The following is a 23,086-nucleotide window of genomic DNA, read 5'->3' on the forward strand; positions in this document are numbered from 1 at the left end:
CAAACGCCTCAGCGATTTACAGCCGGACCAGGGCATCGCTGACAGCCCTCAGTCATTTAGAAAGCAACTTTATTGCTTCTGCATAAAAAAATTACTGGGGATCCCTCTCCCTGTGGGAGAGGGAACCGATCGAGCACGTAGGCCCGGTAAGCGCAGCGCCACCGGGCAATTACAGCGCTACTGATTCTCTATCAACAACGCTTCCAGCAGATCCAGATCGTGCAGCAGCTTTTGCAGCGTCTCGTTGCTGATCTGCCGCGTCGCGCGCAGGTGATACAGCTCGGCACGCTCGGAGCGCAGCGCCGCCAGGCGGAAACGGCGCTCGAGGTTCTCTTCCTGCAACGAACTTTCCACGTCGTTACGTCCGTCAGCACGGCGACGCAAATTACCGATCACGCGTGAACTGACTTCCTTCAGCAGCTGGTTATCAATGTTCTCTTCGGCATCGGCGGCCAGACGCTCCTCCATCTTCTCGATGGCGACAATCGCCACTTCCGCCGTCGCCGCACGGGCAATCCGCTCTTCCTTATGCTGCTGCGAGGTGTCACCCGCATCAATATGCTGCAGCAGAATCGGCAGCATAATTACGCCGACAAACAGGGAGAAGAGGATCACGCCCGCCGCCAGGAACACCAGCTCGTAGCGCGCCGGGAAGACGTCGCCCGTCGGCAGAAGCAGAGGAATGGAGAGCACACCAGCAAGGGTAATCGCCCCGCGAACGCCCGCGAAAGAGGCAATCAGCAGCTCGCGCGTGGTCCAGGAGCCGAACTCCATCGGCTTTTTGGTCAGGAAGCGAACGCTGAACTTCTTCATCGTCCACAGCCAGCCGAAACGCACCAGCATTAGCGAAAGGTAGATGAGTACGATATCGGTAAACAGCATCCAGACTTCAACGTTTGGATCCGCTTCGGCCGCGATCAGCGAAGATTCCATAATGCCCGGCAGTTGCAGGCCCAACAGCAGGAACACCATGCCGTTAAAGACAAACTCGAGCATCGCCCAGGTACTGTTCGCGCGCAGACGCATCGCCAGCGGCGCCCGGCGCATCACGCCGGAACGGGTGATGGTCATCCCCGCGGCTACCGCCGCCAGAATGCCCGACACGCCGATATGTTCGGCAATCAGGTAAGAGGCGAACGGCAGCAGGAACAGCAGGACGATCTGCGTCGCCGGTTCATCGCCGCCCCAGCGGCTGAGGAAGCGCAGCGAACGACCGTACAGCCAGCTTACAACAAAGCCTGCGAGGATACCGCCAATCGCCACCTTGAAGAATTCGAGGGTTGCACCGCCGACGGTAAAGACCATGGTGCCCATGGCTACCGCCACGGCAAACTTCAGGGCGACCAGGCCGGAAGCGTCGTTCATCAGCGCCTCGCCCTGCAAAATGCCCATGATTTTCTTAGGAATGCGCCCTTCGCCCACAATGCCGGACAGCGCCACGGCGTCGGTCGGCGACAGCACGGCAGCCAGCGCAAAGGCGGGTATAAGCGGGATCCCCGGTACGGCCCAGTAGATCAGGAAACCAATCCCGACCACGGTAACGACCACCAGCGCCAGCGCCAGACCGAAGATCTCTCGCCCGTGCTCAAGAAATTCGCGCGTCGGCGTTTTCCAGCCATCGGCAAACAGCAGCGGCGGGATAAACAGCACGAGGAACAGTTCCGGATCGAACTCCACGTGCAGACCGAACGTCGGCCACGCCAGCAGCGCGCCGATAGCTATTTGCATTAAAGGCAGGGGGACCTGGAAGGGCAGTACGCGTGTAACCACCCCGGATAATGAGACCACAAGGGTCATGATGAGTATTGTGAAGAAAATTTCCATGCGTTCCCTGTTTGCTGTGTTTCTTTTTAAGCCAAACCTGAGGCGTCGTGCCTCTTATTCTATCCTCTCCAGAGTAACGTAAAAGACAACGGGATGAGTCCTGAAAATAAAAACGGGCGGCCTGAGCCACCCGTTTTCGCATCAATGGATAACTTAAATTGCCCAGCCGCCCGCGTAGAACGCCACCAGCGCAACGGCGATGACAACGGTACCGATGTTCAGCTTGCGCCACTCACCGGAGACCAGACGCCCAATCACCAGCGAGGCGAAACCGATCATAATGCCGGTCACGATGTTACAGGTCAGCACGATAAAGACCGCGGTGATCAGACCGGACATGGCATCAACAAAGTCAGCAAAGTCGATTTTCGCCACGTTGCTCAGCATCAGCAGGCCGACGTACATCAGCGCAGGTGCGGTCGCGTAAGCTGGCACCAGATAAGAGAGCGGAGAGAGGAACAGGATCAGCAGGAACAGTACGCCAACGGTAATAGCCGTCAGGCCGGTTTTGCCGCCTGCCGCCGTACCCGCTGCGGACTCAATGTACACTGCCGCTGGCGCTGCACCCACCAGGCCAGAGAAAACGCTGCTCAGGGAGTCGGTGGTCAGCGCTTTGCCGCCGTCAATGATCTGGCCGTCTTTGTCCAGCAGGTTAGCCTGCCCCGCCACCGCGCGGATGGTCCCGGTGGCGTCAAACACCGCGGTCATTACCAGCGCCAGCACGCTTGGCAGGATCACCGGGTTCAGCGCGCCCACAATATCCAGGCTGCCAATCAGGGAGTTACCGTTGTCATCGCTCAGCGACGGCATGGCGAAAATCCCGGAGAAATGAACGGACGGGTCGAAGATCAGACCGACGATGGACACGCCGATAATGGTCAGCAGAATGCCGCCCGGCACTTTCAGTTTTTCCAGGCCAATGATCACCGCCAGACCCACCAGCGACATAATTACCGGGAAGCTCGCGAAGTTACCCAGCGCAACCGGCAGGCCGTCCAGCGGGTTCTTGATGACCAGACCCACGCCGTTGGCGGCAATCAGCAGCAGGAACAGGCCGATGCCGATACCGGTGCCGTGCGCCACGCCCTGCGGCAGGTTGCGCAATATCCAGCTACGGATGCCGGTAGCAGAGATCACGGTGAACAGAACACCCATCAGGAACACCGCGCCGAGCGCTACGGGGACGCTGATATGCTGGCCCAGCACCAGGCTGAAGGCGGTAAACGCGGTCAGGGAGATGGCGCACCCGATCGCCAGCGGCAGGTTCGCCCACAGGCCCATCACAATCGAACCCACACCCGCAACCAGGCAGGTGGCAACGAAGACCGCCGCTGGCGGGAAACCGGCTTTGCCGAGCATGCCCGGCACCACGATGACGGAGTACACCATCGCCAGAAACGTGGTCAGACCGGCAACAACTTCCTGGCGCACGGTGCTGCCGCGAGCAGAAATTTTAAACATGGCGTCAAGTGAACCGCCGGTACGCGCAGATGGCGTAGACATAGAAAACATCCCCTGAAAATTTTTATTGAAAGTCCGTAAGCGTGGTGGAGACTCCACTGCCAGCGAAACGTCAAATCCTTGTGCTGCGTTTGCGACGAAAGGGGCGTCACAAAAAAAGCAAACGTTTAGCTCCGCGCTTACAAAACGGGTGGTCAAATGTAGGCAAACGATTATCTAGCCTAATACCCGCCCTTTTCAACTGAACTTTCTCGTTTTTCGCTAAAATTGCCTCATGACGATGAAGAATTAAGCAGAGGATGCGCAAACGTTATCGTCCATGCGCAATTTCGTTACATTTCATCCCCCGCCGGGTATCGTCAGCGGGCCGCCTTTCGCAAGCGTTGTCTGCCAGCCCGGACGTGCCTCCACTCTCTGTTTCCACGCCGCTATGTGGTCGAGATTGTCGATGCCGCCTCTCGCCAGCAGGGCGAAGAGGGGAAAACTCATCTGGATGTCCGCCATGGTCAGCGTGTCGCCGGCAAACCAGCTGTTTTCGGCAAGATGATCGTTAATAAAGCGCGCATGCGTTTCCAGCTGGCGGTTGAGATACGCTTTTTGCACCCCCTGCCCCAGCGCCTTACCCAGCGTGCGCAGGCCAAACGGGACGGGGGGTTTGCCGAGGCTGTTAAATACCAGCTTCATTAACAGCAGCGGCATCAAAGATCCTTCGGCGTAATGCAGCCAGAAGCGATACTGCACTTTATGAGCGGGATCTAACGGTTTGAATCGTGACGCCGAATCGTACGTTTCCTGAAGATATTCCAGAATCGCGCCTGATTCAGCCAGAACCAGTCCGTTATCTTCCAGTACCGGGGATTTTCCCAGCGGATGCACTTTTTTGAGCGCGTCTGGTGCGAGCATGGTTTTTTCGCGCTGGTAGCGCACAATCTCATATGTCAGACCCAGTTCTTCCAGCGCCCAGAGGACGCGATGGGAACGAGACTGGTTAAGGTGGTGGACCGTTAGCATGATGTTCTCCGGTGATTCATACTTTTTAACTATAGAAAACTGAACAACTTCACGAAAAAAATTCGGCTAAAATCTCATCATCTCCGGTGGCAAAAACGGCGGCCGGGCATAGAATTAAAGTGTCAGTACAAACCGGAACCTCCTCCACAAGCTCGACACGAGGAGTACTGATGTCGGGGGAAACCCTCCCGTGAGCCAGCGGGATAGAGAGAAAGACAAAGACCGGAAAAAACTAAAGCGCCCTTAGTGGCGCTTTAGTTCTTTATGCTTGTTGCCGGATGGCGGCTGCGCCTTACCCGGCACACACCTCTCAATCCTCCTCCAGCAACCGCGCCCCTGTTCCCTGCTCGCCCAGCCTGTCACCCGGGTTACGCAGCGGACAATCGCTACGTGATAAACACCCGCAACCAATGCAGCCATCCAGTTCATCGCGCAGGGCCACCAGCGTGTGAATACGACGATCCAGTTCTTCTCGCCACTGGGACGACAGCTGCTTCCACTCTTTCGCGCTCAGCGAGTGTCCTTCCGGCAATACGCCGAACGCGTCGCCGATGGTAGCCAGGGGGATGCCGATACGTTGCGCAATTTTGATAATCGCCACGTAGCGGAGCACATCGCGAGTATAGCGCCGCTGGTTTCCGGCGTTACGGATACTTTTTATTAACCCTTTGCTTTCATAGAAGTGGAGCGCCGACACCGCCACGCCGCTTCGTTTCGCCACTTCACCGGGGGTTAACAGCGCTTTGATGCGCGGTAATCTCTTTTCCATAAAACCTCTTTACCTCAAGTTTACTTGAGGAATTATACTCCCCCGCAGAGAAAACGACGAATCAACCAGGACAGATGTCTCCACAGAGGGGTAACCTTATGTCGCATCAGCAAATTATTCAGACGCTTATTGAATGGATTGATGAACATATCGACCAGCCGTTGAACATTGATGTGGTCGCTAAGAAGTCGGGCTATTCGAAATGGTATTTACAGAGAATGTTCCGCACCGTAATGCATCAAACGCTGGGTGACTACATTCGCCAGCGCAGGCTCCTGCTGGCGGCTCAGGCGTTACGCTCAACGCAGCGGCCCATTTTTGATATCGCAATGGATCTGGGCTATGTGTCGCAGCAGACCTTTTCCCGCGTCTTCCGCCGCGAGTTTGACCGTACGCCGAGCGACTACCGCCATCAGCTCAATTAATGCGTGTTAACGCAAGGGTTGCTGCTGCCAGGCCATAAATGCCTGGGGCGGCATCGCTTTCGCGAAGTGCCATCCCTGACAATACTGCACGCCACGCTTCAGCAGCCAGCTCACCTGCTCCCCCGTCTCGACCCCTTCCGCAATGGTTTTCAGCCGCAGGCTTTGCGCCATCTCAATGATGTGCTCGGCAATCAGGTGGCTGGTGCTGTTGGTGGTTAAGGTATCGATAAAAGATTTGTCGATTTTCAGGATATCGACGTTCAGCGAATAGAGGTTATGCAGGTTAGAGTAGCCGGTTCCGAAATCATCAATCGCCACTTCATACCCCGCCTGGCGAAACGCCTGAATGACCGGCGTGGTTTTCGGCACGTCAATAAACCCCCGCTCCGTCACCTCAATTTTTATTTGCTGCGCGCGAACCGAGTAAAAGCGGGCTTTGTCGGAGATCAGTGCAATAAGACGCGAAGAGTGAAAATCCGACGCCGACAGGTTAATCGAGACATACAGATCGGGGTGAGCGGCAAGAAAATGGCCCAGATCGGTGAACACCTCCTCCACGACGTAATCCGTAATGCGCTCAATCATCCCCTCTTTTTCGGCCAGGGGAATAAATTCCGCCGGGCTCATAACCTGACCGTTGAATCCTGGCCAGCGCAACAACGCCTCTGCTCCCACGCACTGGTTATTTTTTATATCAATAATGGGCTGATAATGGACGCACAGCTGGCGTTTATTCAGCGCCCGGTGCAGAAGTCGGCCAGGCGAATTGAATTCACGGTGTGTTCGCGACCACACCAGCAAAATAATAATGCTGCAAATCATCCCCAGCGGTAGCGTCAGAGTAGCCTGATGATAAAGCGTTTTATAAAAACGGGCATTGGAGGTTGAAACGATGGCCGCAATGGGCCTCTGCTCTGATTTTACGATCGTATAAAAACGGTCATCTTTCTGAAAAGTCGTTTCCTGATGTCGGAGCATCGAATGCAATAAAGAAATATTGGCTTTCTGACTCACAGAAAAGAATGCATTGCTGACGGTGTCATACACTCCCCACGACAGGGAACGATCGTCTGACATCACCTCACTGTACGAAAGCGGGTTGACCACTGCGACATAATTTCCGCGCTGCATATATATCATTTTATAACCATTAAAAAATGGCGTATCGCGAAAATAATAGATAGCAACGTCGGGTTTACGTGTGTAATTGGCAGCGGGGATGATGTAAGGATGATCCGGCGTAAAAAGGGTCGAGCAGAGAAAGTCCTGGCCTTCAGCATAAATTAAATCGGCAACAAAAAGGCGACCGCGGGAAACGTTCAACATATATTGACGATGCTCCGGCGTACACACTTTACCCTGATATTTTTCCGCGTCTTCCCGGGCCATATCAACCTGTTGAATAACCCGTTCAGTTTTGTTTAAAGCAAGTTCAGCAAACGTGCGCAGCTGAGCGCTGATTTCCGACACGGCTCTAAGCTGGGCAAACCATAGCGCAAGCATCACCGGCAGCATAACTACCATGATAATCCCGACCGCTTTGAGCATTTTGCGCCGCGCGCTACGATTCATTTCCCGCTCTGTATCCCTGCATGTTGTACGCCTGTAGCAATGAAGACCGGCTGCTTTGATAAACAGGTGATTACGTTGCATGAATCATGGGAAGTTAGCAACTGACTTTTGGTATTAAAAATCCTAAAATTCGTGATGCCGATAATATTTTCCCGTAAGCCAAACTAAAAGTATTCATTTCGTTTCTGATAAGGATAATAATTACCCGCGACAGGTGTGGAAAATTCGTTGGCTGAAATAGCCTGCTCTTTGTTCTTATACTGATTTATAAATAATCAGACGCCAGAACCGTTTTTCCTCTTCCCGTACGCTTGGCGTCATATAATGCCTTATCAGCACGCATCAGTATGGCAGAAGTATCCCGTTGCCCCTGACAGACTTCAACCACCCCGGCGCTGAAAGAGAGTACCAGCGTTTTATCGCCCACACGCAGCGGTTTTGAGATCAGCGCGGCACGCAGCCGGGAAGAGAGCAACGTAGCGGCCATACCATCCGTACGCGCCAGCAGAAGAACAAACTCTTCGCCCCCTACCCGTCCCAGTGCCGACCCGGCCGGGCTCACTTCGCGAATACGGTCGCAAAAGTGAATCAATGCCGCATCGCCAACCTGATGTCCCCACCGATCGTTGATCTGCTTGAAATAATCGAGGTCGAACATCAGGAGACAGAAATGGCTACTGACATCCTGCGGCGAACTGGCTGCCAGCGCCACTTTGAGCCGTTGTAAAATTGTCGAGCGATTCAGACAGCCCGTCAGATCGTCCGTGGTGGCTTTGACGGTCAGCTGCTGTTCTGCTTTTTTACGTTCGGTGATATCGAGGCCAATATTGAGAATGGAGTTATCCGGTAAAAGGATGTTTGACCAGAGGATGGTTAACGGCGTCCCGTCTTTACGCACCGGGTGCCATTCGTACATATCCTTAAGTGGTGCGAAACGAACCGACTCCTGCACGCGCTGTCGCTCCTCGGGATCCGGGTAAAACAGGGCCAGCGGATCGGGGTGCTCGCCGATTTCAGTCATACTCCAGCCAAAGACTTTTTCGCATTCGGCGTTCCACAATACACACCGGTTATGCCTGTCAAAGGCGTTCATCAATACCGGAGCACGTTCAAATAAAGTTTTATATTGCGTGACGACGCGCTGCATCTCTTGCGCTGTTTTTTCCCGCACGATGATGTCATCAAAATAATCTTTTAGCTTCTCGACCAATACCACCACGATATTTTTCAATATCGGCAGCGAGGTCAGTTTTTCATTAAAAGCCAAAAAGAAATAAACACTGCACTGTCTGCCATGCGCTGAGAGTTTACACAGCACGCCGCTTTGCAGCCGCGCATAGCCCGGGTGCTGAGGGGAAAATACCGCCCGGCCAATATGCTCTTTCCAGTAGATAACGCGCCAGGCGCGGTGATGCCGCTGCAACAGGGTGCTGGCAAGAAAATCCGCCACGTTGAAGGCGTGACACGTCACGTCGCCGGCACAAACCACGCGCGGCCCGTCTGCGGATTCGACACTGACCCACGAGAGATTTGCCCCCAGTGCGCTGTTGATGATTTCCAGCATTTCAACCGGCGAACACTGCGCGTTGAGTTGTGGCATCAGCTTCGCCAGGGCGTGCAGAGCCTGCATGCTGTCGTTAATAATCTCGCGTCTTTTTTCTTTCATTATCTTTTCGCAGGTCATTAATCGAGAGAGCAACCGCAATAACTCATATCTGAATAAAAGAATAAGACCACGAAATCAAAGAGTATGCTGAGTGTTAAAAAAGAATAAAAATCCAAAAAAAACCAAATAATTCAATGTGATGAATTATTTTTGCGGGTACATTTATTGTTCCACACAAGCATAATCCATAGACATACTGCTGTAAACGCTATACAGCGAGGGTGTTTTGCAAAGGTTTTGCTATCTGAATGAATTAAAAATAAAAATTCCGGCTAAGCGCCGATCTGAGCGAGTACGATATATTTTCCCCGGTTATAAACCCACTTTTACCTCATACGATACTGGCGAATAAAACAGCAAATGTGATATAGTTCACACATATTATGTAACGAGAAACATTGTTTCATTCCAGTTCGTCTGTTTTGTCGAGGATGGGTTTTATGGCAACCATTACCACCAGCATGGTGCTCCTGCGCTGGCCGTTGTTGAGCGCGGTTTTGATGTTCCTGGCCAGCACGTTAAACATTCAGTTCCGAAAGTCCGACTACGCAGGTCTTGCTGTGATTAGCACCCTGTTAGGGTTGGGTGCCGCATGCTGGTTCGCGACAGGTTTGCTCGGCATTACGCTGGTGGATATGGCCGCCGTCTGGGAAAACATTAAAGTGGTGATGGTTGAAGCCATGAGCCACACTCCGCCAGACTGGCCGATGGTGATTACCTGATAGCCTGTTATAAAAAACCCAGACATTGTCTGGGTTTTTTGTGTTTCACGCGTCTGGATATCAGAACGGGATATCGTCGTCGAAGTCCATTGGCGGTTCGTTAGACGGTGCCGGAGCAGACTGCTGCTGCGGACGAGACTGCGCGCCGCCGCTGAACTGATTGCCGCCCTGAGGCTGTTGAGGCTGACCCCAACCGCCCTGCTGCTGGCCGCCACCTGCCGGTGCGCCACCGCCCTGACGACCACCCAGCATCTGCATGGTGCCGCCTACGTTGACCACCACTTCCGTGGTGTATTTTTCCTGACCGGATTGATCGGTCCATTTGCGGGTACGCAGCTGGCCTTCGATATAGACCTGAGAACCCTTACGCAGATACTCACCGGCCACTTCAGCCAGTTTGCCAAACAGCACAACGCGGTGCCATTCGGTCTGCTCTTTCATTTCACCGGTCGCTTTATCACGCCAGGATTCGGAAGTAGCCAGCGTAATGTTGGCAACTGCGCCACCACTCGGCATGTAGCGTACTTCCGGGTCCTGGCCCAGATTACCGACGAGAATCACCTTGTTTACGCCTCTGCTGGCCATGTTCGTGTCTCCTGAATACGTTTCTTAATAGTGTAAACGCGCGAGTGTACCATTACCATGCGACACTTTGATAGTTGCGTAGCATGTTCCAGAGTTCTCTCGCGGACTCGACATTGTTACACAGTGAATCAGAAAATGCATTCCAATACTGTATATTCAAACAGGTCATTTTGTGTCATAATTAGCCGTTTCTGACAGCCGTTTGTCCTTCAAACAAATCAGGCAATCCGTGTTCCAACCGGGAAAGGTGAATGGATAAGATCGAAGTTCGGGGCGCCCGCACCCACAATCTCAAGAATATCAACCTCATAATCCCTCGCGACAAACTCATCGTCGTGACCGGGCTTTCGGGGTCTGGCAAATCCTCACTGGCTTTCGACACTTTGTATGCCGAAGGACAGCGTCGTTACGTTGAATCGCTCTCGGCGTACGCGCGTCAGTTCCTGTCGCTGATGGAAAAACCGGATGTCGACCACATTGAAGGGTTGTCTCCTGCTATCTCCATTGAGCAGAAATCCACATCGCATAACCCGCGTTCTACGGTCGGTACCATTACCGAAATCCATGACTACCTGCGTCTGCTGTATGCGCGCGTGGGCGAGCCGCGTTGTCCGGATCATGACGTTCCGCTGGCGGCCCAGACCGTCAGCCAGATGGTGGATAACGTGCTGTCTCAGCCGGAAGGCAAACGCCTGATGCTGCTGGCGCCAATCATTAAAGAGCGTAAGGGTGAACACACCAAAACGCTGGAAAACCTGGCAAGCCAGGGCTATATCCGCGCCCGTATCGATGGCGAAGTGTGTGACCTGTCCGATCCGCCAAAGCTGGAGCTGCAAAAGAAACACACCATCGAAGTGGTGATTGACCGCTTTAAGGTACGTGAAGATCTGGCGACGCGTCTGGCGGAATCCTTTGAAACGGCGCTGGAACTGTCGGGCGGCACGGCGGTGGTGTCAGACATGGACGATGCGAAAGCGGAAGAGCTGCTCTTCTCCGCCAACTTCGCCTGCCCGATTTGCGGCTACAGCATGCGCGAGCTGGAACCGCGCCTGTTCTCGTTCAACAACCCAGCGGGCGCGTGCCCGACCTGTGACGGCCTCGGCGTTCAGCAATATTTCGACCCGGACCGCGTGATCCAGAACCCGGAGCTGTCGCTGGCGGGTGGCGCCATTCGAGGCTGGGATAAGCGTAATTTTTATTACTTCCAGATGCTGAAATCGCTGGCAGAGCACTATAAGTTCGACGTTGAAGCCCCGTGGGCCAGCCTGAGCGCGAACGTACATAAAGTGATCCTGTTCGGTTCCGGCAAAGAGAACATCGAGTTCAAGTACATGAACGATCGCGGTGACACTTCCGTGCGTCGCCACCCGTTCGAAGGGGTGCTGCACAACATGGAGCGCCGCTACAAAGAGACCGAATCCAGCGCGGTGCGTGAGGAGCTGGCGAAGTTCATCAGCAACCGCTCCTGCGCCACCTGCGAGGGTACACGTCTGCGTCGCGAAGCGCGTCACGTGTTTGTTGAAAACACGGCGCTGCCGACCATCTCAGACATGAGCATCGGTCACGCAATGGACTTCTTCAACAACCTGAAGCTCTCCGGCCAGCGCGCGAAAATCGCCGAAAAAGTGCTGAAAGAGATCGGCGATCGCCTCAAGTTCCTCGTGAACGTCGGCCTGAACTACCTGACGCTTTCCCGATCGGCTGAAACGCTCTCCGGCGGTGAAGCCCAGCGTATCCGCCTGGCGAGCCAGATTGGCGCGGGCTTAGTCGGCGTGATGTACGTGCTGGATGAGCCGTCTATCGGCCTGCACCAGCGCGACAACGAACGCCTGCTCGGCACGCTGGTTCACCTGCGTAACCTTGGCAACACGGTGATTGTGGTTGAGCACGACGAAGACGCCATTCGCGCCGCAGACCACGTGATCGACATCGGCCCAGGCGCTGGCGTGCACGGCGGACAGGTGGTGGCAGAAGGGACGCTGAAAGACATTATGGCGGTGCCCGAGTCGCTGACCGGCCAGTACATGAGCGGCAAGCGCAAAATTGAAGTGCCAAAACAGCGCATGGCGGCGAACCCGGAAAAAGTGCTGAAGCTAACCGGGGCGCGCGGCAACAACCTGAAAGACGTGACCCTGACGCTGCCTGTCGGGCTGTTTACCTGCATTACCGGCGTGTCCGGTTCCGGTAAATCGACGCTGATCAACGATACGCTGTTCCCGATTGCGCAGACGGCGCTGAACGGCGCGACGCTGGCCGAGCCTGCACCGTACCGCGACATTCAGGGGCTGGAGCATTTCGACAAGGTTATCGATATCGATCAGAGCCCGATTGGCCGCACCCCACGTTCCAACCCGGCGACCTATACTGGCGTCTTTACGCCCGTCCGTGAACTCTTCGCGGGTGTACCGGAAGCGCGTTCGCGCGGCTACACGCCAGGACGTTTCAGCTTTAACGTGCGCGGCGGCCGCTGTGAAGCGTGCCAGGGCGACGGCGTAATCAAGGTTGAGATGCACTTCCTGCCGGATATCTACGTGCCGTGCGACCAGTGTAAAGGCAAGCGCTATAACCGCGAAACGCTGGAGATTAAGTACAAAGGCAAGACCATCCACGAAGTGCTGGATATGACTATCGAAGAGGCGCGCGAGTTCTTTGACGCCGTCCCTGCGCTGGCGCGTAAGCTGCAAACCCTGATGGATGTTGGTCTGACCTATATCCGTCTGGGGCAGTCAGCGACAACGCTGTCCGGTGGTGAAGCGCAGCGCGTGAAGCTGGCGCGTGAGCTGTCCAAACGCGGAACCGGTCAGACGCTGTATATTCTGGACGAGCCGACCACCGGCCTGCATTTTGCGGATATCCAGCAGCTGCTGGACGTGCTGCACCAGCTGCGCGATCAGGGCAACACCATCGTGGTGATTGAGCACAACCTGGACGTGATTAAAACCGCGGACTGGATTGTCGATCTCGGCCCGGAAGGCGGCAGCGGCGGCGGTGAAATCCTCGTCTCCGGTACGCCAGAGACCGTTGCAGAGTGCGAAGCCTCGCACACCGCGCGCTTCCTCAAACCGTTGCTGTAATCGTTACACGGAGAGCTGCTGTCGGATCGTTTCCGGCAGCAGTTCTACCGCCTGTTGATACGACGCATCTACCAGGTAGTAAATTTGCGAATCTGGCAGCGAGCCGTCGAGAAACACCGTACTCCAGTGTGCTTTATTCAGATGCTTGCTTGGCCTGACATCATCGTGCTGCTGGCGCAGTAAGTCGGCCAGTTCAGGACTGGTTTTCAGCGATGCCGCAGGACGTCCCTCAACCTCTTTTACCATCGCGAACAACACATCACCCACTTTGATCTGCGTGGCTTTCCAGTCGCTGTGAACGCTCTGTTCTGCGCCCGGCTTGCTCATGCAGTACTGAAGTATCTCCGAAATTGTCATCTTTATTCCCCTTGTAGCGTTGCGATAATTTTACGCGAACCACCGTGAATGCGATGTTCTCCCAGCCAGATCCCCTGCCACGTTCCCAGCAGCAGCCGTCCGTTGTGGACCGGCAGCATCAACGAGACCCCCAGCAAAGAGGATTTGATGTGCGAAGGCATATCATCCGCCCCCTCGTAATCATGGTCATACGGGGCGTTATCCGGGACGGTTTTCAGAAAATGCCGCTCCATGTCAGACCGGACGGTGGGATCGCAATTTTCATTGAGCGTGAGAGAAGCAGACGTGTGTTGAAGCAGCAGATGCAGCAAACCCGTTTTGACGCGCGGCAGGTCGCGGATTTGCCCGATGACTTCGTCCGTCACCAGGTGAAATCCGCGTGGTTTTGCGCTTAAGGTCAGGGTCTGTTGATACCACATGTGCTGCTCCGTGTTGAAAGATGAATCTTTCTAAGTGTGCAGCAAGAAAGCGAAAGGTAAAACCCGCGCGGCGAGATTTGCTTAAAAAAGCATTCACCCCGCCGTAAATGCATCAGTATTCGGAGTTAACGATCACCTCTTCACCAAATTTTCCGGCCATTGGCAGCGGTCGGTAGGTGGAGTTCGAGGCGCGTAACACCCGGATGCCTCTTGCTCCCACGTCGTGCGCCGCGGTGATGTCGTTATCTGAATCACCGTAGAACACCTTGATATTTTTCTTTTCCAGCCACTGGGTTTTGGTGTTTTGCCCTTCCTGGTCCCCGGCAAAAATGACCGGATTCATGCTGGCCGCCGGGATCAGAAAATCATCCTGTAGCGTTTTCGAGACGGTTTCGGTTTTGGTCTGGCTACGTCCGGTCACGAAGTAAATGCTGTCGCCGCGCTTTACGTGCATGGCGATCAGCGCGCGGGCAACCTCTTTCGGGATACTGAACTCATCCCAGCCGTTGTTCATCTTTTCCCAGAATTCCGGGTTTTTCAGATAGGCTTCGCTGTCCGGGGAGTACGTTATTTTGCCGCGCCAGAAACCGGGGCTGGAGAAGAGAACGGTATCGTCAATATCGAAGCCCACGGCCATCGGCGGGCGACCCGTCAGGCTGTTTTCGATTTGTGCCACTGAAACCCAGTGAATGGGGGCCTGTTCGGCAAGAATGGCGGCGGTGGTGCCGGTGTAAAGCGGCGTGGGTGCAGAAGCCCGCGCAACAACGGTACTATTAAGCGAGAACAATAAGCAGGCGGCGCTGAGCGCCAGTGTGATCTTGCGCATGTTTTCCCCTGAATATTCAGTTTGTTATCTTTTTATTTTGAGCGAATGGTCAAAAACTATCCGACCATAACCCCAGCGGGAGGGGAAGAAAAGGAGTTTTTGCTTATGAAGCTGAATAAAAAGAAGACGATCACAAAGCGCAGAAGAAACGTGTAGACCCGGTAAGCGAAGCGCCGCCGGACAATGACTGGCACCGGCGCGAACAAAAAAAGCCGGGTGGCGGCTGCGCCTTACCCGGACTACATATAGCATGCAAGTAAGTGAATACTTACATTACGGATGCAAACGCCTGCGCCACGCGCTGGACGTTGCCAGCATTCAGCCCCGCCACGCACATACGGCCGCTGGCGATCAGGTAGACGCCGAACTCTTCCCGCAGGCGATCGACCTGCGCCGCGCTCAGTCCGGTATAGCTGAACATCCCGCGCTGCTTGAGAAGATAATCAAAGTTATGTCCAGGCACGGCTTCTTTCAGAACGTTAACCAGCTCCTGACGCATCGACAGGATGCGCTTACGCATGCCTTCCACTTCCGCAAGCCAGGTGGCTTTCAGCTGATCATCGCCCAGTACGGTCGCGACCACCTGCGCACCAAAGTTCGGCGGGCTGGAGTAAATACGGCGGACCGTCGCTTTCAGCTGACCGAGTACGCGTCCCGCGGCTTCGGCGTCTTCACACACCACGGACAGACCGCCGACGCGCTCGCCGTAGAGGGAGAAGATTTTTGAGAAAGAGTTGCTGACCAGCGCAGGCAGACCCGCGCTGGCAATCGCGCGAATGGCGTAGGCGTCCTCCTCCATGCCCGCCCCAAAGCCCTGATAGGCAATGTCGAGGAACGGGATCAGGTTACGCGCCTTCAGTACCTCGATCACCGCATCCCACTGGGCATTGGTGAGGTCCGCACCGGTCGGGTTATGGCAGCACGGATGCAGCAATACGATACTGCGCTCCGGCAGGGTGTTCAGTTTTTCCAGCAGCGCATCAACGCGTACGCCGTTGGTTTCGCTGTCGAACCATGGATAGGTCGCAACCTTAAAGCCCGCGCCTTCAAAGATGGCCACGTGGTTTTCCCACGTCGGGTCGCTGACCCACACGCCGGAATCCGGGAAGTACTTTTTCAGGAAATCTGCGCCTACCTTCAGCGCACCCGAGCCACCCAGCGTCTGGATAGTCGCCACGCGCTTTTGCGCGAGCACCGCGTGATCCGCACCAAACAGCAGCGGCGCAATGGTATTACGGTAGGTATTTAACCCTTCCATCGGCAGATAAAGCGAAGCACCGTGCGGGGTTGCGTTCAGATGCGCTTCGGCTTCGGCAACGGCTTTCAGTTGAGGAATGATGCCGTCCTCGTTGTAATAAAGACCGATGCTGAGGTTCACTTTGTCGCTGCGAGGATCTTCTTTGAAACGCTCCATCAAGGAGAGGATAGGGTCGCCGGCGTAGGCGTCTACTTTCTGAAACACGCGATGTTCTCCGGATTATTATGAGGCAGGATTTTCAACAATAAACCGGAAGCAGGAGAAGGTCGAGAAGGTTATGAAAACCGTTTCTGGATATGCCCACGAATTTGTTCGATACGTTCAGACGTCGACCCTGTGACTCGTAAATACGGGATATTTCGGCGCGCCAGTTCAGCGATATACCACGACTGCTGCCTGCGGCGAAACGCCGCGCCTTGCCTGGTACCGTCCTGTACAAAGGGAAATTCATCGCCGCACAGTACAACCAGCGAGTAGTCCCGCCCGGCTAAGTCGTACAGCGCCTGAGGCGCCGAGCCATACTGGTAGAGGGTATAAAACAGCGTGGTTAAGGGCGACGTATCACAAATCAGATAAGGCGCCGTGCTGGCTGCGTCCTCACGCCGCACCTGCTCGCGCGCAATATGCAGGAGATTGTCGCATTCCAGTACTCCGTTCTTTTCTTCCCAGTATTCGCGCCCGAACTCAGCGACATAGGGCGCGTTAAGCGCTGCTGCCAACGCCCGGGAAAGCGTGCTTTTGCCCGTCGACTCGCCGCCCAATAAGCAAATTCGAAAGACAAAACTCCGGTAAACCTCCGCCGAGAGCATCTCGCGGTAGCGATGAACATCAGAGCGAATAAGCGTTCCTGAGGGCGCATCAGGGCCCTCCGGGCGCTGAAGCCGCACGTGCGTGACCGGTTTGCCAAAACGCTGGCTTAATACGCGGGCAAAGCCATCGCCGTAATCCTCCGCAGTGAATACGGCGTCCGGTCGGCAGTGAAAGAAGCGTTCGCATAGGGTAGCCACGTAGTGTCGGTGGCGATCGGCATCTGCGTCGTTGGGCGGCGGCGGTTCAATATCATGGCCCGCCGCGATCTCTGGCGAAAACACCAGGTGACGACACCGCGGGAAACGCGTCTGTAGCCACTGAAGGCGCTTTTCGGGTTCGCACCCCGGCATTTCCGGTAGCGAATAGCTGATGATAAACACCGTCTCGCACCGGGCAAGCGCAGCGTTGATAAGCAATTCATGTCCTGCGTGTAAGGGCGCGAACTTGCCGACAATCAGACCCTCTGCGTAAGGTTTCATCGCGCGCGGATCTCCTTACGCCATTGATATAAACCGTGCCAGGCGTTAAACCAGAACACCAGATACAGAACCGCGGTCAAATGCAGGCCCCTCATCGCATACAGCGGCACGGCAAGGGTATTGACGGCAAGCCAGACGTACCAGTTCTCCAGGCGTCGGCCCATAAGCATGAACTGCGCCAGGATGCTGAAAGTTAAAATGATGGAGTCCAGCCAGGGCGCCCAGGCGTTGGTATACCGATGCAATAAAAGCCCGTACAGCGCCGCTACTGCCACGGCACAGGCCAGCAGAAGGAGAAAATGTCTGGGGTGGGTTCGCCGCACCGGCAATACCTCTCCGCGGTTTCCTTTCAGCCAGTGCACCCAACCCGTTATGCTCGTGATAATGAAAAAGAGCTGTAGGGTAACATCGGCATAGAGCTGCACTGAATAGAAGACCCAGGCGTATAGCCCGCTGCCGAGAATACCGATCCACCACGTGTTGATATTGTTTCTGGCCGCCAGCCAGACAGAGAGCGCATAGGCCAGACAAGCAGCCATTTCAGATGGTGACATATCCCTTCCCGGATACTGTGATTAGTCGACGTATTTCATCGCTACCCTTGAGGTTAGGCGCGTGATAAGTTCGTAAGCACTCACTTTTGTTATTTCAGCAATACGCTCTACCGGCAGGCCTTCGCCCCACATCACCGCATCGTCACCCGCTTTATCCTGCGCGTCGGGTCCCAGATCGACACAAATCATGTCCATCGCCACACGGCCGACAATCTTCACTTCGCGACCATTGACCAGTACCGGCGTACCCGTTGGCGCGGCGCGCGGATAGCCGTCGCCGTAGCCCATCGCTACCACGCCAAGCCGCGTGTCGCGCTCACTCGTCCAGGTGCCGCCGTAACCTACCGGCTCGCCTGCTTTGTGCTCACGCACGGCAATCAGCTTTGAAACCAGCGACATCACCGGCTTAAAGCCGAAGTCCGGTCCCCAGGGTTTGTTCTCAAGCGGGGAAACGCCATACAGGATAATCCCCGGACGCGCCCAGTCGAAGTGCGACTGCGGCCACAGCAGAAGGCCGCCGGACGCCGCAATGGAGCGCATCCCCGGTTTGCCTTCGCAGAAGGTGGTGAAGATATCAAGCTGCTGTTCCGTTGCGCCGCATTCAGGCTCATCGGCGCGGGCAAAGTGGCTGACGATATTCACCGGCTGACGCACGTTCTTGCACTGGCACAACCGCTGATAAAACGCTTCGGCATTCTCCGGGCGCACGCCCAGGCGGTGCATGCCCGTGTCGAGCTTCATCCACACGGTGACCGGCTCGCTCAGTTCGGCCGTTTCCAGCGCGGCCAGCTGTTCTTCGTTATGCACCGCCGTGTGCAGGTGCTGATCGGCAATGGTCGGCAGGTCCGAGGCTTCAAAAAAGCCTTCGAGGAGCAGAATCGGTTGCGTAATTCCACCTGCGCGCAGGCGGAGAGCTTCTTCGAGACGGGCGACGCCAAAAGCGTCGGCATCGGGGAGCGTTCGCGCGGTCTCAAGAAGACCGTGTCCGTAAGCGTTCGCTTTCACGACTGCAACGAGCTTACTGGCGGGCGCCAGTTCTCGCAGACGTTGCAGGTTGTGTCGCAGAGCGCGGCGGTTAATCACAACAGTTGCCGCTTGCATTTGAATTCCTTAGAAATTACTCATCATCATATTGAGGACCGGCATAGTTGTCGAAACGCGACCACTGGCCGTTAAAGGTCAGACGTACCGTACCGATGGGGCCGTTACGTTGCTTACCAATAATAATTTCGGCGATCCCTTTCAGATCGCTGTTCTCGTGATAAACCTCATCACGGTAGATGAACATGATTAAGTCGGCATCCTGCTCGATGGAGCCGGATTCACGCAGGTCGGAGTTGACCGGGCGCTTGTCTGCACGTTGTTCCAGAGAACGGTTTAGCTGCGACAGCGCCACCACCGGCACGTGCAGCTCTTTGGCTAACGCTTTGAGCGAGCGGGAAATTTCGGCAATCTCCAGCGTACGGTTGTCGGAAAGCGACGGAACGCGCATCAGCTGAAGGTAGTCGATCATGATGAGACCGATACCACCGTGTTCACGGGCGATACGGCGCGCGCGGGAGCGCACTTCCGTCGGCGTCAGGCCGGAGGAGTCATCAATATAGATGTTCCGTTTTTCCAGCAAAATCCCCATGGTGCCGGAGATCCGCGCCCAGTCCTCATCGTCGAGCTGACCGGTACGGATGCGGGTCTGATCCACACGCGACAGGGATGCCAGAGAACGCATCATGATCTGTTCTGAGGGCATCTCAAGACTGAAGATAAGAACCGGTTTATCCTGCAACATCGCCGCGTTTTCGACGAGGTTCATCGCAAATGTCGTTTTACCCATCGACGGACGCGCCGCGACGATAATCAAATCCGATGGCTGAAGACCTGCCGTTTTCTTGTTGAGATCGTCATAACCGGTGTTCACCCCCGTCACGCCATCGTGCGGCTGCTGGAAAAGCTGCTCAATACGCGCAACGGTGGCGTCGAGCACATCGGCGATGTTTTTCGGGCCTTCGTCTTTGTTCGCACGGCTTTCGGCGATTTTAAAGACGCGGGACTCGGCAAGATCAAGTAGATCTTCGCTGGTGCGCCCCTGGGGATCGAAACCGGCCTCGGCGATCTCATTCGCCACCGAGATCATCTCGCGGACAACGGCACGTTCACGGACGATATCAGCGTAAGCGCTGATGTTCGCGGCACTTGGCGTGTTTTTTGACAGTTCTGCCAGATAGGCAAACCCGCCGACACTGTCGAGCTGTCCCAGACGCTCCAGCGATTCTGCGAGTGTAATCAGGTCGATCGGGCTGCCCGACTCCTGCAAACGCGCCATTTCAGTAAAGATGTGGCGGTGCGGGCGGGTATAGAAGTCTTCCGCAACAACGCGCTCGGCGACGTCGTCCCAGCGTTCGTTATCCAGCATTAAACCGCCCAACACCGACTGTTCCGCTTCAATCGAGTGCGGCGGGACTTTTAACCCGGCGACCTGATAATCACGTTCACGGGGTTCAGTCTGTTTGTTGAAGGGTTTGTTTCCTGCCATAGTGAATGGAGTTACCGAGATAAAGAGTGGGTCGAAAGATTACCATAATTTTCTAACGGAGGGAGCATGGCAACACGCATTGAGTTCCAGAAACATGGCGGGCCAGACGTACTGCAAGCCGTGGAGTTTACCCCCACGGCACCTGGCGAGAACGAAATCCAGGTTGAAAACAAAGCGATCGGCATTAACTACATCGATACCTATATTCGCGGCGGTCTCTATCCGCCTCCGTCGATGCCGAGCGGACTGGGCACCGAGGCGGCCGGTATCGTCAGCAAAGTGGGCAGCGCGGTTAAGCACATTAAGGAAGGCGATCGCGTGGTGTACGCGCAGTCGGCGCTGGGCGCTTACAGCTCCATCCATAACGTTCCGGCCGAGAAAGCGGCGCTTCTGCCAAATGCGATCGGCTTCGAGCAGGCTGCCGCCTCATTCCTGAAAGGGCTGACGGTCTATTATCTGCTGCGCAAAACCTACGAAATTAAGCCTGACGAGCAATTCCTGTTTCACGCAGCCGCAGGTGGCGTAGGGCTGATTGCCTGCCAGTGGGCGAAAGCCCTGGGGGCGAAGCTGATCGGCACCACAGGCAGCGCGCAAAAAGCGCAGCGCGCGCTGGACGCGGGCGCATGGCAGGTGATCAACTACCGGGAAGAGAGCATCGTTGAGCGGCTGAAAGAGATCACTGGTGGCAAAAAGGTACGCGTGGTGTATGACTCGGTGGGGAAAGACACCTGGGAATCTTCGCTGGACTGCCTGCAACGTCGCGGGCTGATGGTGAGCTTCGGTAACGCCTCCGGGGCTGTCACCGGCGTGAACCTGGGCATTCTGAATCAGAAAGGGTCGCTGTATGTCACCCGCCCTTCCCTGCAAGGTTACATCACTAATCGGGAAGAACTTGAGGAAGCCAGCAACGAGCTGTTCTCGCTGATCGCCAGCGGGGTGATCAAAGTGGATGTGGCAGAAGCGCAGAAATATCCGCTGACCGATGCGCAACGTGCGCATGAGGTGCTGGAGAGCCGGGCAACCCAGGGCTCAAGTCTGTTAATTCCCTGAGCCATAAAAAGAAATTGGGCTTCCCATGGGAAGCCCTTTCTTTTTTTTAGTTCGGCTGTATGTAGGGTACAGCTCGATGAATTCTTTAGCGGCAGCCATAGTGACAGATTCGATAAGTAAATCCTATTCTGTTCTAAAGGTTGCTGCCGGAAAAGTTGCAGGTATGTGACGTACCCCTCAATACCTTAGTAACGGAAGCGGTTATTACGCTGATAAGTCGGCAGTTTTGGTGATTTAATCGCCCGTATGGCCCATACCACCGCAATCGCCAGAAGTAACCACGGCAAGAGTTTAATCGTCAGGGCAAATAATCCGCCGACAAACATCACCACCGTGGCCACAACGAGCGCGGCCAGAATACCGAGCAGCGACACGCCCGTGACCATCAGCATGATAAAGAAGCCAATCACAAAAAGTAGTTCCAGCATGGTGCTCTCCCACGAGTTCCCGAATGATGCTGCGATCATTACAAGAATCATGCCAAAAATAAGTTGTTGTTCTGAAAGCAAAACGCCCCGCAATGTGTTGCAGGGCGTGGCGTATTTGACCATCTTTTAGCGAAATTTAACGTTTATCCGCAACCAGACGCAGCGCGTGTTCCAGTACCTCAATATCCGCACCGGCTTTATGCGCGTTCTCGCTGAGATAACGACGCCACTGACGCGCACCAGGAATGCCCTGGAACAGGCCAAGCATATGGCGGGTAATGTGGCCCAGATACGTACCATGACTCAGCTCGCGCTCAATGTACGGATACATGGCGCGCACTACGGCCACGGGATCGGTGTCAGCACCCTCAACGCCAAAGATTTCCCGGTCAACCGTCGCCAGAATGCCCGGATTCTGATACGCCTCGCGTCCGACCATCACGCCATCCATATGTTCGAGGTGCGCTTTGGCCTCGTCCAGCGACTTAATACCGCCATTGATCGACATGGTCAGGTGTGGGAAGTCGCGTTTCAGCTGGTACACGCGCGGGTAGTCCAGCGGCGGGATCTCGCGGTTTTCTTTCGGGCTGAGGCCTGAGAGCCAAGCTTTACGGGCGTGGATGATAAACATCTCGCATTCACCCTTCCCTGATACCGTGTTGATGAAATCACACAGAAACTCATAGCTATCCTGGTCGTCTATGCCGATACGGGTTTTGACCGTGACCGGGATAGAGACGACGTCGCGCATCGCTTTGATGCAGTCCGCCACCAGGTGCGCATTTCCCATCAGACACGCGCCGAACATGCCGTTTTGCACACGGTCGGACGGACAACCGACGTTGAGGTTAATCTCGTCATAGCCGCGTTCTTCGGCCAGCTTCGCGCACTGCGCCAGCGCAGCCGGATCGCTGCCACCGAGTTGCAGCGCAACCGGATGCTCCTCTTCGCTGTACGCCAGATAGTCGCCTTTGCCGTGAATAATTGCGCCGGTAGTGACCATTTCGGTGTATAGCAGCGTATGGCGGGAGAGCTGACGCAGGAAATAGCGGCAATGTCTGTCCGTCCAGTCGAGCATTGGCGCAATGGAAAAACGGTGTGCAGGGAAAGCGGTCTGAAATTCTGACGACATGGCGAACTTTTAAGCATCTGGTGGAAAAGGGGCGCTACTATAGCACAGGCTCAAAAAGGATACGATCCGGCTTGATATGATATCAAAAAGTGATATCATTTATTTCTACTTGGCGGAGAGAAAAAATCAAAATG

The 23,086-nt window shown here is 55.3% G+C and carries 22 protein-coding genes; 5 read left to right on the plus strand and 17 right to left on the minus strand.

Annotated features, from left to right (window positions below; genetic code table 11):
* A partial coding sequence (locus tag ACOTZP_RS19960; RefSeq protein ID WP_421633771.1) for a hypothetical protein occupies positions 1-184 on the plus strand: 184 nt, incomplete at its 5' end.
* Here the strand turns inward: ACOTZP_RS19960 and ACOTZP_RS19965 are convergent.
* The 4 genes from ACOTZP_RS19965 to soxR all read right to left on the minus strand — a co-directional run bounded on the left by ACOTZP_RS19965 (position 178) and on the right by soxR (position 5,065).
* Entirely contained in the window at positions 178-1,824 is a 1,647-nt protein-coding gene (locus ACOTZP_RS19965; RefSeq protein WP_022646758.1) for a Na+/H+ antiporter, read from the minus strand. The genes ACOTZP_RS19960 and ACOTZP_RS19965 overlap by 7 nt on opposite strands.
* Before the next feature lie 153 nt (positions 1,825-1,977).
* A complete protein-coding gene (gene ghxP, locus ACOTZP_RS19970) occupies positions 1,978-3,327 on the minus strand; it encodes a guanine/hypoxanthine transporter GhxP (RefSeq protein ID WP_022646757.1) in 1,350 nt (449 codons plus the stop codon).
* A gap of 297 nt (positions 3,328-3,624) precedes the next feature.
* A complete protein-coding gene (locus tag ACOTZP_RS19975; protein WP_022646756.1) occupies positions 3,625-4,296 on the minus strand; it encodes a glutathione S-transferase family protein in 672 nt (223 codons plus the stop codon).
* Between the two features lie 310 nt (positions 4,297-4,606).
* Positions 4,607-5,065 (minus strand): redox-sensitive transcriptional activator SoxR, encoded by a 459-nt coding sequence (gene soxR / locus ACOTZP_RS19980; protein WP_003860275.1) that lies wholly within the window; start codon positions 5,063-5,065, stop codon positions 4,607-4,609.
* Positions 5,066-5,163: 98 nt separating this feature from the next.
* Here soxR and soxS point away from each other — a divergent pair, with 98 nt between their 5' ends.
* The gene (soxS, locus tag ACOTZP_RS19985; RefSeq protein ID WP_003860277.1) at positions 5,164-5,490 is read left to right on the plus strand and encodes a superoxide response transcriptional regulator SoxS; all 327 of its coding nucleotides are present in this window, start codon (positions 5,164-5,166) and stop codon (positions 5,488-5,490) included.
* Positions 5,491-5,496: 6 nt separating this feature from the next.
* Here soxS and ACOTZP_RS19990 read toward each other — a convergent pair whose 3' ends face one another.
* Together ACOTZP_RS19990 and ACOTZP_RS19995 are read right to left on the minus strand one after the other, a co-directional pair.
* The gene (locus tag ACOTZP_RS19990; RefSeq protein WP_023299098.1) at positions 5,497-7,062 is read right to left on the minus strand and encodes an EAL domain-containing protein; all 1,566 of its coding nucleotides are present in this window, start codon (positions 7,060-7,062) and stop codon (positions 5,497-5,499) included.
* Positions 7,063-7,327: 265 nt separating this feature from the next.
* Positions 7,328-8,728 (minus strand): sensor domain-containing diguanylate cyclase, encoded by a 1,401-nt coding sequence (locus ACOTZP_RS19995; protein ID WP_271075339.1) that lies wholly within the window; start codon positions 8,726-8,728, stop codon positions 7,328-7,330.
* Between the two features lie 440 nt (positions 8,729-9,168).
* Between ACOTZP_RS19995 and ACOTZP_RS20000 the strand changes: the two genes are divergently transcribed.
* Positions 9,169-9,450, plus strand: a complete 282-nt coding sequence (locus ACOTZP_RS20000; RefSeq protein ID WP_022646751.1) for a YjcB family protein — start codon at positions 9,169-9,171, stop codon at positions 9,448-9,450.
* A 60-nt stretch (positions 9,451-9,510) separates the two neighbouring features.
* Here the strand turns inward: ACOTZP_RS20000 and ssb1 are convergent, their stop codons facing one another.
* Entirely contained in the window at positions 9,511-10,035 is a 525-nt protein-coding gene (ssb1, locus tag ACOTZP_RS20005) for a single-stranded DNA-binding protein SSB1 (RefSeq protein ID WP_003860284.1), read from the minus strand.
* 251 nt (positions 10,036-10,286) lie between these two features.
* Here ssb1 and uvrA point away from each other — a divergent pair, with 251 nt between their 5' ends.
* Entirely contained in the window at positions 10,287-13,109 is a 2,823-nt protein-coding gene (gene uvrA, locus ACOTZP_RS20010) for an excinuclease ABC subunit UvrA (protein WP_271075338.1), read from the plus strand.
* A gap of 3 nt (positions 13,110-13,112) precedes the next feature.
* On the opposite strand, the gene ACOTZP_RS20015 is transcribed toward uvrA, so the two are convergent.
* The 8 genes from ACOTZP_RS20015 to dnaB form a co-directional block, all read right to left on the minus strand.
* On the minus strand, positions 13,113-13,466 hold the full coding sequence (locus ACOTZP_RS20015) for an MmcQ/YjbR family DNA-binding protein (protein ID WP_006810472.1): 354 nt from the start codon (positions 13,464-13,466) through the stop codon (positions 13,113-13,115).
* A gap of 2 nt (positions 13,467-13,468) precedes the next feature.
* Positions 13,469-13,885 (minus strand): secondary thiamine-phosphate synthase enzyme YjbQ, encoded by a 417-nt coding sequence (locus ACOTZP_RS20020; RefSeq protein ID WP_023299095.1) that lies wholly within the window; start codon positions 13,883-13,885, stop codon positions 13,469-13,471.
* A 112-nt stretch (positions 13,886-13,997) separates the two neighbouring features.
* The gene (gene aphA, locus ACOTZP_RS20025) at positions 13,998-14,711 is read right to left on the minus strand and encodes an acid phosphatase AphA (RefSeq protein ID WP_063147065.1); all 714 of its coding nucleotides are present in this window, start codon (positions 14,709-14,711) and stop codon (positions 13,998-14,000) included.
* 268 nt (positions 14,712-14,979) lie between these two features.
* Complete coding sequence (gene tyrB / locus ACOTZP_RS20030) at positions 14,980-16,173, minus strand: aromatic amino acid transaminase (protein ID WP_421633772.1); 1,194 nt, start codon at positions 16,171-16,173, stop codon at positions 14,980-14,982.
* A gap of 71 nt (positions 16,174-16,244) precedes the next feature.
* A complete protein-coding gene (locus ACOTZP_RS20035; protein WP_332976597.1) occupies positions 16,245-17,258 on the minus strand; it encodes an AAA family ATPase in 1,014 nt (337 codons plus the stop codon).
* Entirely contained in the window at positions 17,255-17,812 is a 558-nt protein-coding gene (pnuC, locus tag ACOTZP_RS20040) for a nicotinamide riboside transporter PnuC (RefSeq protein WP_032627030.1), read from the minus strand. Before pnuC ends, ACOTZP_RS20035 begins: the two co-directional genes overlap by 4 nt.
* Positions 17,813-17,833: 21 nt before the next feature.
* Entirely contained in the window at positions 17,834-18,913 is a 1,080-nt protein-coding gene (alr, locus tag ACOTZP_RS20045) for an alanine racemase (protein ID WP_032627027.1), read from the minus strand.
* Between the two features lie 16 nt (positions 18,914-18,929).
* Positions 18,930-20,342 carry a replicative DNA helicase gene (dnaB, locus tag ACOTZP_RS20050; protein WP_003860298.1) on the minus strand — a complete coding sequence of 471 codons (1,413 nt, stop codon included), beginning with the start codon at positions 20,340-20,342 and terminating at the stop codon, positions 18,930-18,932.
* A gap of 66 nt (positions 20,343-20,408) precedes the next feature.
* Here dnaB and ACOTZP_RS20055 point away from each other — a divergent pair, with 66 nt between their 5' ends.
* Entirely contained in the window at positions 20,409-21,392 is a 984-nt protein-coding gene (locus ACOTZP_RS20055) for a quinone oxidoreductase (protein WP_022646744.1), read from the plus strand.
* 185 nt (positions 21,393-21,577) lie between these two features.
* On the opposite strand, the gene pspG is transcribed toward ACOTZP_RS20055, so the two are convergent.
* On the minus strand, positions 21,578-21,820 hold the full coding sequence (gene pspG / locus ACOTZP_RS20060) for an envelope stress response protein PspG (RefSeq protein ID WP_017382623.1): 243 nt from the start codon (positions 21,818-21,820) through the stop codon (positions 21,578-21,580).
* A gap of 136 nt (positions 21,821-21,956) precedes the next feature.
* On the minus strand, positions 21,957-22,952 hold the full coding sequence (dusA, locus tag ACOTZP_RS20065) for a tRNA dihydrouridine(20/20a) synthase DusA (RefSeq protein WP_003860304.1): 996 nt from the start codon (positions 22,950-22,952) through the stop codon (positions 21,957-21,959).
* Between the last annotated feature and the right edge of the window lie 134 nt (positions 22,953-23,086).

Source organism: Enterobacter cloacae complex sp. SYL001 (genome assembly GCF_049237025.1).
In the GTDB taxonomy this organism is placed as follows: Bacteria; Pseudomonadota; Gammaproteobacteria; order Enterobacterales; family Enterobacteriaceae; genus Enterobacter; species Enterobacter intestinihominis.

What these genes read in the sequence shown, in the direction of transcription:
- ACOTZP_RS19965 (WP_022646758.1), bottom strand. Translation starts at nt 1,824, where the DNA reads ATGGAAATTTTCTTCACAATACTCATCATGACCCTTGTGGTCTCATTA.
- ghxP (WP_022646757.1), bottom strand. Translation starts at nt 3,327, where the DNA reads ATGTCTACGCCATCTGCGCGTACCGGCGGTTCACTTGACGCCATGTTT.
- ACOTZP_RS19975 (WP_022646756.1), bottom strand. Translation starts at nt 4,296, where the DNA reads ATGCTAACGGTCCACCACCTTAACCAGTCTCGTTCCCATCGCGTCCTC.
- soxR (WP_003860275.1), bottom strand. Translation starts at nt 5,065, where the DNA reads ATGGAAAAGAGATTACCGCGCATCAAAGCGCTGTTAACCCCCGGTGAA.
- soxS (WP_003860277.1), top strand. Translation starts at nt 5,164, where the DNA reads ATGTCGCATCAGCAAATTATTCAGACGCTTATTGAATGGATTGATGAA.
- ACOTZP_RS19990 (WP_023299098.1), bottom strand. Translation starts at nt 7,062, where the DNA reads ATGAATCGTAGCGCGCGGCGCAAAATGCTCAAAGCGGTCGGGATTATC.
- ACOTZP_RS19995 (WP_271075339.1), bottom strand. Translation starts at nt 8,728, where the DNA reads ATGAAAGAAAAAAGACGCGAGATTATTAACGACAGCATGCAGGCTCTG.
- ACOTZP_RS20000 (WP_022646751.1), top strand. Translation starts at nt 9,169, where the DNA reads ATGGCAACCATTACCACCAGCATGGTGCTCCTGCGCTGGCCGTTGTTG.
- ssb1 (WP_003860284.1), bottom strand. Translation starts at nt 10,035, where the DNA reads ATGGCCAGCAGAGGCGTAAACAAGGTGATTCTCGTCGGTAATCTGGGC.
- uvrA (WP_271075338.1), top strand. Translation starts at nt 10,287, where the DNA reads ATGGATAAGATCGAAGTTCGGGGCGCCCGCACCCACAATCTCAAGAAT.
- ACOTZP_RS20015 (WP_006810472.1), bottom strand. Translation starts at nt 13,466, where the DNA reads ATGACAATTTCGGAGATACTTCAGTACTGCATGAGCAAGCCGGGCGCA.
- ACOTZP_RS20020 (WP_023299095.1), bottom strand. Translation starts at nt 13,885, where the DNA reads ATGTGGTATCAACAGACCCTGACCTTAAGCGCAAAACCACGCGGATTT.
- aphA (WP_063147065.1), bottom strand. Translation starts at nt 14,711, where the DNA reads ATGCGCAAGATCACACTGGCGCTCAGCGCCGCCTGCTTATTGTTCTCG.
- ACOTZP_RS20035 (WP_332976597.1), bottom strand. Translation starts at nt 17,258, where the DNA reads ATGAAACCTTACGCAGAGGGTCTGATTGTCGGCAAGTTCGCGCCCTTA.
- pnuC (WP_032627030.1), bottom strand. Translation starts at nt 17,812, where the DNA reads ATGTCACCATCTGAAATGGCTGCTTGTCTGGCCTATGCGCTCTCTGTC.
- alr (WP_032627027.1), bottom strand. Translation starts at nt 18,913, where the DNA reads ATGCAAGCGGCAACTGTTGTGATTAACCGCCGCGCTCTGCGACACAAC.
- dnaB (WP_003860298.1), bottom strand. Translation starts at nt 20,342, where the DNA reads ATGGCAGGAAACAAACCCTTCAACAAACAGACTGAACCCCGTGAACGT.
- ACOTZP_RS20055 (WP_022646744.1), top strand. Translation starts at nt 20,409, where the DNA reads ATGGCAACACGCATTGAGTTCCAGAAACATGGCGGGCCAGACGTACTG.
- pspG (WP_017382623.1), bottom strand. Translation starts at nt 21,820, where the DNA reads ATGCTGGAACTACTTTTTGTGATTGGCTTCTTTATCATGCTGATGGTC.
- dusA (WP_003860304.1), bottom strand. Translation starts at nt 22,952, where the DNA reads ATGTCGTCAGAATTTCAGACCGCTTTCCCTGCACACCGTTTTTCCATT.